Here is a 13,035-nt window from a genome sequence, read left to right as displayed (position 1 = left end):
AGCGTGCGGCACGGCCAAGTAATTCAAGCCACGCCAGGGCCTGTCAAGAGGGAGTCATATGCATCACGCAGCCACTGAGGTGCCCGACCTCTTCGCCCGCCATCGCGCCCTGCTGGAACAGGCGGTGGCCGCGACGGAGAGCCGGGAGCACTGGACGCCCTATCCCGAGTCACCCAGCAAGTCGGTCTACGGCGAGGACGCCGCCACGCTCGGCGAGGCGGTCTTCCGGGAGCAGGTCGGCAGGCCCTTCGACCTTCCCGGACATCCGGCGGAGGGGCGCGTGGCGCCCGAGGAGCACTCCCCGTACGGCTTCCCGCTGGGCATCAGCTACCCCCGTCTCTCACCGGCCGCGGCCGTGGCCGCCGCCAAGGACGCCACGGCGGCCTGGCGCAAGGCCGGCCCGGACACGCGCGCCGGGGTCGCCGCGGAGATTCTCGCCCGGCTGAACGCGGCGAGCTTCGAGATCGCCCATGCCGTGCAGCACACCACCGGGCAGGCGTTCGTCATGGCCTTCCAGGCGGGTGGCCCGCACGCCCAGGACCGTGGCCTCGAGGCCGTCGCCTACGCGTGGGCGGCGCAGAAGAAGCACCCGGCCGCCGCCCGCTGGAGCAAGCCGCAGCGCAAGGGCGGGGCCCTGGTGCTGGACAAGAAGTTCAGCCCCGTCGGCCGGGGCGTCTCACTGCTCGTCGCCTGCAACACCTTCCCCACCTGGAACGGCTATCCGGGCCTGTTCGCCTCGCTCGTCACCGGCAACCCGGTCCTGGTCAAGCCGCACCCCGGCGCCGTGCTGCCCCTGGCGATCACGGTGCGCATCGCCCGCGAGGTGCTGGCCGAGGCGGGCTTCAGCCCTGACCTCGTCCTTCTGGCCACCGAGGCGCCCGGAGGCCGGGACGCCGCCACGCTCGCCGTGGACCCGGACGTGCGGATCGTCGACTTCACCGGCTCCACCGAGTTCGGCGACTGGCTGGAGACCAACGCACGCCAGGCCGCCGTCTACACCGAGAAGGCCGGCCTCAACACCGTCGTCCTCGACTCCACCGACGACTACCGCGGTCTGCTGGGCAACCTCGCCTTCTCGCTCTCGCTGTACAGCGGGCAGATGTGCACCACCCCGCAGAACCTGCTGATCCCCCGTGAGGGCATCGTCACCGACCAGGGTCCGCGGACGGCGGACGAGTTCGCCGCCGACCTGGCCGCCGCCCTGGACAAGCTGCTCGGCGACCCCGCCCGTGCCGCCGGCACGCTGGGCGCGATCGTCAACGACGGTGTGCGCCACCGGCTCGAGGAAGCCGCCGGGATCGGCCGTACGGTGCGCTCGTCGACGTCCGTCGCGCATCCCGACTACGACGAAGCGGACGTGCGGACGCCGCTCGTGGCGCGGCTGGACTCGGAGGCCGACCGGGAGGTCTACACCCGGGAGTGGTTCGGGCCGGTGTCCTTCGTGATCGGCACCGACTCCACCCGGCACAGCCTGGAGCTGTTCCGCGAGACGGTGCGCGCGCACGGTGCGCTGACCGCCGCCGTCCACTCCACCGAGGAGGAGGTGCTGGCCGCCGCCGAGGAAGCCGCCCTGGACGCCGGTGTCCACCTCTCCGAGAACCTCACCGGTCAGGTCTTCGTCAACCAGTCCTCCGCCTTCAGCGACTTCCACGGCAGCGCTGCCAACCCCGCGGCCAGCGCCACCCTGTCCGACGCGGCGTTCGTCACCGGCCGCTTCGCCGTCCTGCAGTCCCGGCGCCCCGTTGCCACCGTCGAGGAGTCCGCCTGATGCCCGAAGACGTCTACCTGATAGACGGAGCGCGCACTCCGCAGGGCCGCTACGGCGGCGCCCTGGCCTCCATACGCCCCGACGACCTGGCCGCTCTCGTGGTCGGCGAGGCCGTGCGCCGCTCCGGCATACCGGCCGAGGCCGTGGACGAAGTGATCCTCGGCGCGGCCAACCAGGCCGGCGAGGACAACCGGGACGTGGCCCGCATGGCGGTCCTGCTGGCCGGGCTGCCGCACACGGTGCCCGGCTACACCGTCAACCGGCTCTGCGCCTCGGGCCTGACCGCAGTCGCCTCGGCCGCCCAGGCGATCCGCGCCGGTGAGGCCGACCTGGTCGTGGCCGGCGGCGCGGAGTCCATGACGCGCGCCCCGTGGGTGATGCAGAAGCCCGGGACCCCCTGGGCCAAGCCGGGGGAGGTGCACGACACCTCGCTGGGCTGGCGGTTCACCAACCCCCGCTTCACGGACGCCGACCGTGCCGTTCCCGCGGGTGCCGGACCCGAGACGGTGAAGCACACCCTGACGATGGGCGAGACCGCCGAAGAGGTGGCCGCGCTCGACGGCATCACCCGTGCCGAGTCCGACGCCTTCGCGCTGCGCAGCCACCAGCGGGCCGTCGCCGCCCAGGAGGCCGGCCGCTTCGACCGCGAGATCGTGCCCGTCCCCGTGAAGGACGGTGAGGTCACGCGAGACGAAGGCCCGCGTCCCTCGACCACGCTGGAGAAGCTCGGCGCGCTTCGCACCATCTTCCGCAAGGACGGCATCGTCACCGCCGGTTCCTCCTCGCCTCTGTCCGACGGCGCCGCCGCCCTCGTCGTGGCGAGCGCGACGGCCGTGGACCGGTACGGGCTCACCCCTCGGGCTCGGATCGTCACCTCCGCCTCGGCCGGTGTCCAGCCGCACATCATGGGTCTCGGACCGGTCCCCGCCACGGAGAAGGCCCTCTCCCGGGCCGGCTGGCAGACCGCGGACCTCGACGCCGTCGAGCTGAACGAGGCGTTCGCCGCCCAGGCCCTGGCCGTGATGCGGCGCCTGCAGCTCGACGAGGACAAGGTCAACGCCGACGGCGGAGCCATCGCACTGGGGCATCCCCTGGGCTGCTCCGGCGCACGCATCCTGCTGACCCTGCTGGGGCGTCTGGAGCGGGAGGACGCCCGCAGGGGTCTGGCGACGCTGTGCGTCGGTGTCGGCCAGGGCGTCGCGATGCTGGTGGAGAGGGTGTGAGCGCCATGACCTACGAAACCCTCCTGGTCGAGGAGCGCGACGACCGGGTCGTCGTCACCCTGCACCGGCCCGACGCCCGCAACGCCATCAGCGGGCAGATGATCGCCGAACTGCACGACGTCTGCGCCGAGCTGGAGCGTCGGCCGAGGCTGCTGCTGCTCACCGGCCACGGCCGGGTGTTCGCGGGCGGTGCCGACATCGCCGAACTGCTGGAGCGCGGCCGGGACGAGGCACTGCAAGGCATCAACAGCCGCCTGTTCGAGCGGGTACGCCGACTGCCCATGCCGACCGTCGCCGCGGTCGACGGCTGGGCTTTGGGCGGCGGCGCCGAGCTGGCCTATGCCTGCGACCTGCGGATCGCCGGGCCCGATGCCGTGTTCGGCAACCCCGAGCCGGGGCTCGGCATCCTCGCCGCGGCCGGGGCCTGCTGGCGGCTGCCCGAGCTGGTCGGCGAGTCGGTCGCCAAGCAGGTGCTGCTCGCCGGACGGAACCTCGACGCGCAGGCGGCCCTGGCCGCCGGGCTCGTCATCGACGTCGTACCGGCCGAGAAGCTCCTGGACGAGGCGCATGCGCTGCTCGACCGCATGGCCCGGTCCTCCGCCACGGCCCTGCGGCTGACCAAGCTCGTCGTCGACTCGCCCGGCGCCCACCCGGTAGCCGACGACCTGGCACAGGCCGTGCTCTTCGAGGGCGAGGACAAGAAGGACCGCATGACCCGCTTCCTGGAGAAGAAGAGGAGCCGAGCATGAGCACCACCGCACCCGCACCGGCCGTCGTCGGGGTGATCGGAGGCGGCCGCATGGGCGCCGGCATCGCCCAGTCCTACGCGACCGCCGGGTCGACCGTCACGATGGTCGAGAACGGCGCCGCGGCCGCGGCCGCCGCCCTGGACCGGGTGGCCACGGGACTCGAGCGGGCCGCCGAACGCGACCGGCTCACCGAACCGGCCGAGGCGGTTCTCGCCCGCGTGTCCACCGTGGAATCGGTGGACATGCTGCCCTCCGACGCCGACCTGGTCGTGGAGGCCGTCCCCGAGGACCCCGCGCTCAAGGCCCGCGTCCTGGCCGCCGCCGAACGGGCGGTGAGCACGACGACGGTGCTGGCCAGCAACACCAGCTCACTGTCCGTCACGGAGCTGGCCGCCGCCCTCACCCGGCCCGGCCGTTTCCTGGGCATGCACTTCTTCAATCCCGTGCCCGCCTCGGAACTGGTCGAGATCGTGGTGGCGCCGGACACCGACGCCGCCACGGTCGAGGCGGCCCTGCAGTGGACGCGCTGCCTCGGCAAGAAGGACGTCGTCGTCAAGGACTCGCCCGGCTTCGCCAGCAGCCGTCTCGGGCTCGCCCTGGGTCTGGAAGCCATCCGCATGGTCGAGGAAGGCGTCGCCGAACCCGAAGCCATCGACGACGCGATGCGCCTCGGTTACAAGCACCCCATGGGACCACTGCGCCTGACCGATCTGGTCGGCCTGGACGTGCGCCTGGCCATCGCGGAACACCTGCACGACACCCTCGGTGAGCGGTTCGCCCCGCCGCGCCTGCTGCGCGAGAAGGTCGCGAAGGGCGAACTCGGCCGCAAGACCGGACAGGGGTTCTACTCATGGCAGTGACCGCCGGAACCACACCGGAGCCGGCCGCGGCCGACGGACCCACCGTCGACTACACCCTCCGAGACGGTGTCGCCCTTCGTTCACGGGGAACTGACGGGCTTCCGGCACTTGCGGAACCACAGGGGGCTCGTCATATCATTGACCGAACGAACGGTCGGTAGGGAGAGTTGATACGGATGACGGCAGAACAGGCCGCCTCGTCGGCCGTGATCGGTGCTTCTGGCGAGGAGCTCCAGGAACATTTCGACGCGACGATCGCGCGGGACCAGCGGGTCGAGCCGCGTGACTGGATGCCCGAGGGCTACCGCAGGACGCTGATCCGCCAGGTGGCGCAGCACGCCCACTCGGAGATCATCGGCATGCAGCCGGAGGGGGAGTGGATCACGCGGGCGCCGTCCTTGCGGCGCAAGGCGATCCTGTTCGCCAAGGTGCAGGACGAGGCAGGCCATGGCCTGTACCTGTACTCGGCGGCGGAGACGCTGGGCGTCGACCGGGCGGATCTGACCGAGCGACTGATCGAGGGCCGGCAGAAGTACTCGTCGATCTTCAACTATCCGACCCTGTCGTTCGCCGACGTCGGGGTGGTCGGCTGGTTCGTGGACGGCGCGGCGATCTGCAACCAGGTGCCGCTGTGCCGTAGTTCCTACGGGCCGTACGCGCGGGCGATGGTGCGGATCTGCAAGGAGGAGTCCTTCCACCAGCGGCAGGGCTACGAGCTGCTGTTGACGATGATGCGCGGCACCGAAGCACAGCGGGACATGGTGCAGGACGCGGTGAACCGCTGGTGGTGGCCGTCCCTGATGATGTTCGGCCCGCCGGACGACAACTCGCCCAACTCCGCGCAGTCGATGGCGTGGAAGATCAAGCGGCACAGCAACGACGAACTGCGCCAGCGGTTCGTCGACATGACCGTCCCGCAGGCGGAGAAGCTCGGCGTCACCCTGCCCGACCCGGAGCTGCGCTGGAACGCCGAGCGCGGCCACCACGACTTCGGCACCCCCGACTGGGAGGAGCTGATGCGGGTCATCAAGGGCGACGGGCCGTGCAATGCCGAGCGGATCCAGCGGCGGCGCGCCGCGCATGACGAAGGTACCTGGGTGCGGGAAGCGGCTGCCGCGTACGCGGCCAAGCAGGCGGCCCGCGCGGAGAAAGGAGTGGCGGCATGACCGGCGAGAAGCGGGACTGGCCGCTGTACGAGGTGTTCGTGCGCGGCAAGCGCGGGCTGAATCACGTCCACGTCGGCTCGCTGCACGCGGCCGACGACCGGATGGCGCTCACCCACGCCAGGGACCTGTACACCCGGCGCAACGAGGGCGTGTCGATATGGGCGGTGCGCAGCGATGACATAGCGGCCTCCACCCGCGACGAGAAGGACCCGTTCTTCGCGCCCAGCGCGGACAAGGTCTACCGCCACCCGACCTTCTACGACATCCCCGACGACGTCCCCCACATCTAGGAGCAGGGCATGAGCGACGACCACGTCTACATGACCCTCGCCGAGGAACATGAGGACGACACCCGCTGGGCCTACGGCACCGGCTTCGAGGACCCCCTGCACGGCGTGGACACCACCGTCCCGGACGGCGTCGACGCGGCAGAGCTCGCCGCGCTGTGCGTGGCCCTCGGTGACGACGCGCTGGTGAGCGCCCAGCGACTGGCGGAGTGGACCACCCAGGCCCCCGAGCTGGAGGAGGAGGTGGCTCTCGCCAACATAGGCCTGGACCTTCTCGGGCAGGCCCGCCTGCTCTACTCGCGCGCCGGCCAGGCCGACGGCACGGAACGCGGTGAGGACGCCTACGCCTGCTTCCGCGACCCTGACGACTTCCGCAACGTGACCCTGGCCGAACTGCCGCGCGGCGACTTCGCGTTCAGCATGGCGCGACTGCTGGTGCTGTCCAGTTGGCGGCTTGCCCACTTCGAAGGGCTCACCGCCTCGCCGGACCCGGTGCTCGCGGCGATCGCTGCCAAAGGCGTCAGGGAGCTGACGTACCACCGCCAGTACGCGGCCGAGTGGGTGATCCGGCTCGGTGACGGCACGGAGGAGTCGCACCGCCGTATGCGGGCCGGACTCCAGCAGGTGACCGCGTACCTGGGCGAGCTGTTCGACGCCCACGACGCCCGGGACGAGGTCCTCGCCGTTCTCCGGCAGGTCGCCGAGGCGGCGGGTCTCGCCCTGCCGGAGACGACCCCGGTCGACGAGGGACCGGGACGCCTGGGCCGGCACACGGACCACCTCGCCCCGCTGCTGGCGGAGCTGCAGTCCGTGGCGCGCGCCCACCCGGACGCGACATGGTGACCGTCCTCGGGCATGCGCGGCGCGCCCGGCACATCGCCGAGCAGGTGCCGGACCCTGAACTGCCCATGCTCACCCTGGCTGACCTCGGGGTACTGCGCGAGGTCGAGGTCGGCGACGACGGTACGGTCGTCGCGAGCCTCACCCCGACCTACTCCGGCTGTCCCGCGATGGCCGAGATGCTTGCCGGGGTGGCCGCCAGGCTGCGGAACGCCGGCTTCGCGCGTGTGGAGGTCCGCACGGTGCTCGACCCGCCGTGGACCACCGACTGGATCACCCCCGAGGGGCGGCGCAAACTCGCCGAGCACGGCATCGCCCCGCCCGGCCCCGCACCCCGTCGTGAGGCCGGTCCGGTGCCGCTCATGCTGTCGCCGACACGGCGCCAGGTGGTGTGTCCGTGCTGCGGCTCGGCGGACACCGAGGAGAGCTCCCGGTTCGGTGCCACTTCCTGCAAGGCGCTGTGGCGCTGCCGCGCCTGCCGTGAGCCGTTCGAGTACGTCAAGGAGATCTGATGGCAGACCTGTTGGCCCCTGCCGAGGCCCCCGCTCCCGGGCGGCGCTCGCGTCGCCGCCCGGCCTTCCACTCCCTGAGGGTGGCGACCGTGCAGCGGTTGTGCGCGGACGCCGTCGCGGTGAGTTTCGACATCCCCACCGAGCTGGCGGAAGAGTTCGCCTTCGCGCCCGGCCAGTCGCTCACCCTGCGCCGCCAGGTGGACGGGCGCGACGAGCGACGCTCGTACTCCATCTGCTCCCCGGTCGGCGCCCGGCCCCGGATCGGGGTGCGTGTGGTGCCCGGCGGGCTCTTCTCCTCCTGGCTGGTGGACGAGGTCCGACCCGGCGACGTCATCGAGGTGATGGCCCCGACCGGCGTCTTCACCCCGGACCTGTCCACCCCCGGCCACCATGTCCTGGTCGCGGCCGGTTCCGGCGTCACCCCGATGCTGTCCATCGCGGAGTCGGTACTCGTCGCCGACGACCGGTCACGCGTCACCCTGTTCTACGGCAACCGCCGTACCGACTCGGTGATGTTCGCCGACGAGCTGGCCGACCTGAAGGACCTCTACCCGGGCCGTTTCCAGCTCGCGCACGTGCTGTCCCGCGAGCCCCGTGAGGCGGAGCTGCTGACCGGACGGCTCGACGCCGAGCGGCTGGCGGCCCTCGTCGACGGGCTGGTCGACGTGTCCGAGGCCGACCACTGGTGGCTGTGCGGCCCGCACGGCATGGTCCGCGACGCCCAGCAGGTCCTGGCCGGTCTGGGTGTGCCCGACGACCGGGTCCACCAGGAACTTTTCTTCGCAGGTGAGGAGCCGGTGGCGCCGGTACGCCGGGAGGAGCGGGGGCCCGACGGGCCGGTCAGCGAGGTCACCGTCGTCCTGGACGGCCGCTCCACCACCTCTCCGCTCTCGCGGGAGGAAACCCTCCTCGACTCGGCCTCGCGGGTCCGGCCCGACCTGCCGTTCGCCTGCAAGGGAGGTGTCTGCGGCACCTGCCGTGCCCTGGTCACCTGTGGTGAGGCGGACATGCGCCGCAACTACGCGCTCGAACCGGCGGAGGTGGACGCGGGGTATGTGCTGACCTGTCAGACGTTCCCGGTCTCCGACGCCCTGGCCATCGACTTCGACAGCTGAGGAGCGGACAGTACGGGCGTGGCGGCGAGATCGTCCTGGACGCTCGGCAGTGCGATGTCCACGGACGAGTCGTCCAGCACCTCCAGCGACGGGACCAGTTCACTGCCGGTTTGCGCCAGTTCCTGGATGCAGGGGGTTCCGTGTATCGCGGGCATATCGAAAATCGCATACGCCACCGCAACGGCCCTCCGTCTCCAATGGGGGTATGAACCACGACGCACCCCTGTCAGCACCACCCCGCCGCACGCGCGGGATCGTGCTCCTCGGCCTGGCGATCCTCGGCCTGGCGAGCGCCGCGTTCGTCCTGCGGGGCCCGCTCATGATGTCGGCCCCGAGGTGCATGGCCGGGCGGTGGCACGGCTGCTACGACACGTTCAACGGTGTGGTGCTCATGACGTTGGTCGCGCTGCCGCCGGCCGGGCTGGTGGTGTGGGTTCTGGCACGTGTTCGGCGTGCCGCCGGCGTCACATCGGCGTGGGCATGGCGCAAGTCACTGGCCGAGGTGGGCATGGTCCACGGGACGGTGCCGTTCCTGTGGCTGACCATGATGCCGGGCGCCGGGGCGGGCATCGTCCCCGAGCGGGTGAGCCTGGTACCCCTGAGGGACCTGGTCACGATGGGGCCGCTCGGGATCGTCGGCAATCTGCTGGTCTTCGCGGCGCTGGGGTTCTTCGCCCCGATGCGGTTCGCGGCGACGGCGTCCGTGACGCGGATCCTGGCGCTCGGTGCGGGCTGCTCGGTCCTGGTCGAGACCGCACAGTACGTGCTGCGGCTGGACCGGGTGTCCTCCGTCGACGACGTACTGGTCAACGCCGCCGGCGCCGTGCTGGCCGGGCTGGCGTCGCGCCGCTGGTGGCGCACCACGGCGGAAGCGCCGTCGGAGCGGCCTCGCCCCGTGCCGGCGACGGCCGGCTGACCCGCGTGTCCGGTGTGCACACGTCTCTGCATACGTCGGCGATACGGTGTGCTGCTTAGGCTTCGGACATGCGCGTATTGATCGTGGAGGACGAGCCCTACCTGGCCGAAGCCGTCCGTGACGGTCTGCGGCTGGAGGCGATCGCCGCCGACATCGCCGGCGACGGCGACTCCGCCCTGGAACTGCTCAGTGTCAACTCCTACGACCTCGCGGTCCTCGACCGCGACATCCCCGGTCCCTCCGGCGACGAGGTCGCCCGGCGCATCGTCGCCTCCGGCAGCGGCATCCCGATCCTCATGCTCACCGCTGCCGACCGGATCGACGACAAGGCTTCCGGGTTCGAGCTCGGCGCCGACGACTACCTCACCAAACCATTCGAGCTGCGGGAGCTCGTCCTGCGGCTGAGGGCGCTCGACCGCAGACGCGCGTACGCCCGGCCGCCGGTCCGCGAGGTCGCGGGCCTGCGGCTGGACCCCTTCCGCCGGGAGGTCTTCCGCGACGGACGCTACGTCGCGCTCACCCGCAAACAGTTCGCCGTGCTGGAAGTCCTCGTCGCCGCCGAGGGCGGTGTCATCAGCGCCGAGGAGCTGCTGGAACGGGCCTGGGACGAGAACACCGACCCCCTCACCAACGCCGTGCGCATCACCGTCTCCGCATTGCGCAAGCGGCTCGGAGAACCATGGATCATCGCCACGGTGCCGGGTGTCGGCTACCGCATCGACACCACCCGCCCCGGCAGTACGCATGCATAGACGCCCAGGGCTCAGCGTCCGACTGAAACTCACCCTCAGCTATGCCGGGTTCCTCTTCGTCGCCGGCGCCCTACTGCTGGCCGTGGTGTGGGTGTTCCTGCTGCGCTACGTACCCGACAACCCCAAGGGCCTTCTCGGGATCTCGCCCAACCGCTATCTCCTCGTGCGTACCTTCGCCCCCGCCGCGGCCGTGGCGATGGTCGGCCTGCTCGTGTTCGGCCTCCTGGGGGGATGGATCCTCGCCGGCCGGATGCTCGCACCACTCACACAGATCACGGATGCGGCACGGATGGCCGGGAGCGGGTCGCTGTTCCACCGGATCCGCATGAAGGGCCGCCAGGACGAATTCCGTGAACTCTCCGACGCATTCGACTCGATGCTCGAACAAGTCGAGTCCCACGTCGCCGAGCAGCAGAGGTTCGCCGCGAACGCCTCCCACGAACTGCGCACTCCGCTGGCGATCTCGCGGACGCTCCTCGACGTCGCCCGCAAGGACCCCACGCGGGACCGGGGCGAACTCATCGAACGCCTGCACGCCGTCAATACGCGGGCGATCGACCTCACCGAGGCCCTCCTGCTGCTCAGTCGCAGCGCCCGCGGGAACTTCCCCCGCGAGAGCGTCGACCTCTCCCTCATCGCCGAAGAAGTCGCCGAGACGCTGCTTCCCCTGGCCGAACAGCGCCGGATCACGATCGACGTCACCGGCGGCGCGGCCCGGACCAGCGGCTCCGCGGAGCTCCTGCTGCAGATGGTGACGAACCTCGTCCAGAATGCCATCGTCCACAACCTCCCCGCCGGCGGCACCGTGACGGCCCACACCGAGGCGCACGGCGACACGAGCGTGCTGCGGGTCGAGAACACGGGCCGTCGGCTCCCGCCGGAACTGGTGCCGACCCTCACCGAACCCTTCCGGCGCGGGACGGAACGCGTACGCACCGACGAGCACGCCGGCGTCGGCCTCGGCCTGGCCATCGTGCACAGCATCGTCCGCGCCCACGACGGGACCCTCGGCCTCGTCCCCCGCCCCGCCGGGGGTCTCCTCGTCACCGTCCGGCTTCCCGGCACGCCGTAGGGGACGCCGTCCGTCGCGGGCCGTCGCCCCCTGTTGGTTGCTGCGGCCCTCCAGGGCGCGGCCGCGCGACCGGGCCGGACAGACGGCGAAGCCTGCGTCAGTGCTCCGCACAAGGGCCCGACGTGGCCGGGGCGCGGTCGCCCGAGGGTCTACGGGACCCGGGCGACGGCGACATGGAGTCCGCTGGGTTCGGGCCGGGGCGCGGGGGTGCCCCGGAACCATTCGGGTGCCGTCACCAGACCCGGTTCGACGATGTCCAGGCCGTACAGGAAGCGGGCGAACTCGTCGCGGGTGCGCAGCGCGAGCCGGATGCCGCCCTTGCCGTACTCGGCGGCGCCCTGTTCGCCCCGCTCCGGGTTCACATCGGATGCTCCCTGGGACAGCACCACGTAGCTGCCGGAACCAGTGCGCTCACCAGGGTCCGGACGATGGCGTACGGATCCTCCTCGTCCGGCAGGAAGTGCAGCAGACCGAGGAGCGACACGGCGACCGGCCGGTCGAAGTCCAGAGTCCGGCGCGCGGCCTCCACGATCCCCTTGGGCTCGCGCACGTCCGCCGGAACGTAGTCGGTCGCCCCCTCCGGCTTGCTGATCAGCAGCGCCTCCGCGTGACGCAGGACGATGGGGTCGTTGTCGCAGTAGACGACCCGGGCGGCCGGGTCGATCTCCTGGGCCGTCTGATGCAGGTTCGGTGCGGTCGGGATGCCCGTACCGATGTCCAGGAACTGCCCGATGCCTTCACCGGCCAGCCAGGCCGTCGCGCGGCTCATGAACGCACGGTTCTGATGCGCCCCGATCTTCGCCTCCGCCGGCAGTTGCTCCGCCACCGCTTGATCGACGGGGTAGTTGTCCTTCCCACCGAGGAGCCGGTCGTAGACCCGGGCGGAGTGGGGCCTGCCGGTGTCGATCGGGGTGTGGGACATCCCTGTCGTCATGTCGTGCTCCGTCACCGATGGGTCGAACCGCTACGTCGGCGCAGTCTGTCACCGCAACTCAGGGCCGATCCACGCACGTTGACAACCGGTCGACGAAATGGCCGGTAACTGCGCGCTCGTGGGTCCGCAGCGGCGGCAGGAAGCAGAGCCGGGTCCGGCCCAAGGCCTTTTGTGCCAGGTGGGCTGCTACGCGCCGTTCTCGGCAAGGATCTTGTCGATGCGGGCGCGATGCGCTTTCTCCCATGCGTCGAGGGATTCGCCGGCCTCCTTGGCCAACTTCGCCCGGGCATCGAGGAGTACCTGCTCCCGGCGGGCGCGGGGAGTGACCACGATGCCCTCTTCGTCGGCCACCACGATGTCCCCGGCGTGCACGTCCACGCCGCCGCACCGCACCTGGCCACCCAGTGGCACCACGGCCGACTTCGTTCCCGGGATGGGGATGATCCCCCTGGCAAAGACGGGAAAGCCCATCTCGCGAATCTCGGTGAGGTCACGGATCACCCCGTCGAGCACGAATCCGGCGACCCCTCGGCGCTGGGCGACGGCACAGACATTTCCTCCGGCGAGTGCGTAGTCCACGTCACCCGCTTCGACGACGATGACCGAGCCGGGCTCCGCGCGATGGATGGCCGCGTGAAGCATGAGGTTGTCCCCCGGAGGGCACCGCACGGTGAACGCCGGGCCGGCAATGCGCGGTATCGAGGGCCACAGAGGGCGAATGCCGATGTTCATGACCTGCTCGCGTCCCAGGACGTCGGCGAGGGTGGTCGGTGAGATGTCCTCGAACCCGGTGACGTCGCTCATGTTCATCCTTCGTTCGCTACGGTGCCCGTCCCGCCGT

14 protein-coding genes and 1 pseudogene are annotated in these 13,035 nt (G+C 71.1%); 12 read left to right on the top strand and 3 right to left on the bottom strand.

Features of this window, described 5'->3' with window-relative positions:
- Positions 1–58 precede the first annotated feature (58 nt).
- The 9 genes from paaN (at position 59) to paaE (ending at position 8,520) form a co-directional block, all read left to right on the top strand.
- On the top strand, positions 59–1,768 hold the full coding sequence (gene paaN, locus ACFYP5_RS25270; protein ID WP_389040088.1) for a phenylacetic acid degradation protein PaaN: 1,710 nt from the start codon (positions 59–61) through the stop codon (positions 1,766–1,768).
- On the top strand, positions 1,768–2,991 hold the full coding sequence (locus tag ACFYP5_RS25265) for a thiolase family protein (RefSeq protein ID WP_389040086.1): 1,224 nt from the start codon (positions 1,768–1,770) through the stop codon (positions 2,989–2,991). Before paaN ends, ACFYP5_RS25265 begins: the two co-directional genes overlap by 1 nt.
- Before the next feature lie 5 nt (positions 2,992–2,996).
- Positions 2,997–3,740 carry an enoyl-CoA hydratase/isomerase family protein gene (locus ACFYP5_RS25260; protein ID WP_389040083.1) on the top strand — a complete coding sequence of 248 codons (744 nt, stop codon included), beginning with the start codon at positions 2,997–2,999 and terminating at the stop codon, positions 3,738–3,740.
- Complete coding sequence (locus tag ACFYP5_RS25255; protein WP_389040080.1) at positions 3,737–4,600, top strand: 3-hydroxyacyl-CoA dehydrogenase family protein; 864 nt, start codon at positions 3,737–3,739, stop codon at positions 4,598–4,600. The genes ACFYP5_RS25260 and ACFYP5_RS25255 overlap by 4 nt, the downstream gene beginning before the upstream one ends.
- Positions 4,601–4,776: 176 nt before the next feature.
- Positions 4,777–5,766, top strand: a complete 990-nt coding sequence (paaA, locus tag ACFYP5_RS25250) for a 1,2-phenylacetyl-CoA epoxidase subunit PaaA (protein WP_389040077.1) — start codon at positions 4,777–4,779, stop codon at positions 5,764–5,766.
- Positions 5,763–6,056 (top strand): 1,2-phenylacetyl-CoA epoxidase subunit PaaB, encoded by a 294-nt coding sequence (gene paaB, locus ACFYP5_RS25245; RefSeq protein WP_030927360.1) that lies wholly within the window; start codon positions 5,763–5,765, stop codon positions 6,054–6,056. Before paaA ends, paaB begins: the two co-directional genes overlap by 4 nt.
- Before the next feature lie 9 nt (positions 6,057–6,065).
- Complete coding sequence (paaC, locus tag ACFYP5_RS25240) at positions 6,066–6,896, top strand: 1,2-phenylacetyl-CoA epoxidase subunit PaaC (RefSeq protein WP_389040073.1); 831 nt, start codon at positions 6,066–6,068, stop codon at positions 6,894–6,896.
- On the top strand, positions 6,890–7,405 hold the full coding sequence (paaD, locus tag ACFYP5_RS25235; RefSeq protein ID WP_389040070.1) for a 1,2-phenylacetyl-CoA epoxidase subunit PaaD: 516 nt from the start codon (positions 6,890–6,892) through the stop codon (positions 7,403–7,405). Before paaC ends, paaD begins: the two co-directional genes overlap by 7 nt.
- Complete coding sequence (gene paaE / locus ACFYP5_RS25230) at positions 7,405–8,520, top strand: 1,2-phenylacetyl-CoA epoxidase subunit PaaE (RefSeq protein ID WP_389040066.1); 1,116 nt, start codon at positions 7,405–7,407, stop codon at positions 8,518–8,520. Before paaD ends, paaE begins: the two co-directional genes overlap by 1 nt.
- Here the strand turns inward: paaE and ACFYP5_RS25225 are convergent.
- A complete protein-coding gene (locus ACFYP5_RS25225; RefSeq protein WP_389040064.1) occupies positions 8,472–8,675 on the bottom strand; it encodes a hypothetical protein in 204 nt (67 codons plus the stop codon). The two genes, paaE and ACFYP5_RS25225, sit on opposite strands and share 49 nt — an antisense overlap.
- Positions 8,676–8,725: 50 nt before the next feature.
- Between ACFYP5_RS25225 and ACFYP5_RS25220 the strand changes: the two genes are divergently transcribed.
- The 3 genes from ACFYP5_RS25220 to ACFYP5_RS25210 all read left to right on the top strand — a co-directional run bounded on the left by ACFYP5_RS25220 (position 8,726) and on the right by ACFYP5_RS25210 (position 11,260).
- Entirely contained in the window at positions 8,726–9,436 is a 711-nt protein-coding gene (locus ACFYP5_RS25220) for a VanZ family protein (protein ID WP_389040061.1), read from the top strand.
- A 68-nt stretch (positions 9,437–9,504) separates the two neighbouring features.
- On the top strand, positions 9,505–10,188 hold the full coding sequence (locus ACFYP5_RS25215) for a response regulator transcription factor (RefSeq protein ID WP_389040057.1): 684 nt from the start codon (positions 9,505–9,507) through the stop codon (positions 10,186–10,188).
- Entirely contained in the window at positions 10,181–11,260 is a 1,080-nt protein-coding gene (locus ACFYP5_RS25210; protein WP_389040054.1) for a sensor histidine kinase, read from the top strand. The genes ACFYP5_RS25215 and ACFYP5_RS25210 overlap by 8 nt, the downstream gene beginning before the upstream one ends.
- A gap of 149 nt (positions 11,261–11,409) precedes the next feature.
- Here ACFYP5_RS25210 and ACFYP5_RS25205 read toward each other — a convergent pair.
- Both ACFYP5_RS25205 and ACFYP5_RS25200 read right to left on the bottom strand, forming a co-directional pair.
- A pseudogene (locus ACFYP5_RS25205) lies at positions 11,410–12,194 on the bottom strand (SAM-dependent methyltransferase).
- 186 nt (positions 12,195–12,380) lie between these two features.
- Positions 12,381–12,998 (bottom strand): RraA family protein, encoded by a 618-nt coding sequence (locus ACFYP5_RS25200; protein WP_389040052.1) that lies wholly within the window; start codon positions 12,996–12,998, stop codon positions 12,381–12,383.
- Positions 12,999–13,035: the final 37 nt, after the last annotated feature.

Source organism: Streptomyces sp. NPDC005262, from assembly GCF_042872425.1.
In the GTDB taxonomy this organism is placed as follows: domain Bacteria; phylum Actinomycetota; class Actinomycetes; order Streptomycetales; family Streptomycetaceae; genus Streptomyces.
This window is presented reverse-complemented; position numbering and strand designations above follow the sequence as displayed.

Bases quoted from the DNA above. Each gene is read 5' to 3' on its own strand.
- paaN (WP_389040088.1), top strand. From the start codon at position 59: ATGCATCACGCAGCCACTGAGGTGCCCGACCTCTTCGCCCGCCATCGC.
- ACFYP5_RS25265 (WP_389040086.1), top strand. From the start codon at position 1,768: ATGCCCGAAGACGTCTACCTGATAGACGGAGCGCGCACTCCGCAGGGC.
- ACFYP5_RS25260 (WP_389040083.1), top strand. From the start codon at position 2,997: ATGACCTACGAAACCCTCCTGGTCGAGGAGCGCGACGACCGGGTCGTC.
- ACFYP5_RS25255 (WP_389040080.1), top strand. From the start codon at position 3,737: ATGAGCACCACCGCACCCGCACCGGCCGTCGTCGGGGTGATCGGAGGC.
- paaA (WP_389040077.1), top strand. From the start codon at position 4,777: ATGACGGCAGAACAGGCCGCCTCGTCGGCCGTGATCGGTGCTTCTGGC.
- paaB (WP_030927360.1), top strand. From the start codon at position 5,763: ATGACCGGCGAGAAGCGGGACTGGCCGCTGTACGAGGTGTTCGTGCGC.
- paaC (WP_389040073.1), top strand. From the start codon at position 6,066: ATGAGCGACGACCACGTCTACATGACCCTCGCCGAGGAACATGAGGAC.
- paaD (WP_389040070.1), top strand. From the start codon at position 6,890: ATGGTGACCGTCCTCGGGCATGCGCGGCGCGCCCGGCACATCGCCGAG.
- paaE (WP_389040066.1), top strand. From the start codon at position 7,405: ATGGCAGACCTGTTGGCCCCTGCCGAGGCCCCCGCTCCCGGGCGGCGC.
- ACFYP5_RS25225 (WP_389040064.1), bottom strand. From the start codon at position 8,675: ATGCCCGCGATACACGGAACCCCCTGCATCCAGGAACTGGCGCAAACC.
- ACFYP5_RS25220 (WP_389040061.1), top strand. From the start codon at position 8,726: ATGAACCACGACGCACCCCTGTCAGCACCACCCCGCCGCACGCGCGGG.
- ACFYP5_RS25215 (WP_389040057.1), top strand. From the start codon at position 9,505: ATGCGCGTATTGATCGTGGAGGACGAGCCCTACCTGGCCGAAGCCGTC.
- ACFYP5_RS25210 (WP_389040054.1), top strand. From the start codon at position 10,181: ATGCATAGACGCCCAGGGCTCAGCGTCCGACTGAAACTCACCCTCAGC.
- ACFYP5_RS25200 (WP_389040052.1), bottom strand. From the start codon at position 12,998: ATGAGCGACGTCACCGGGTTCGAGGACATCTCACCGACCACCCTCGCC.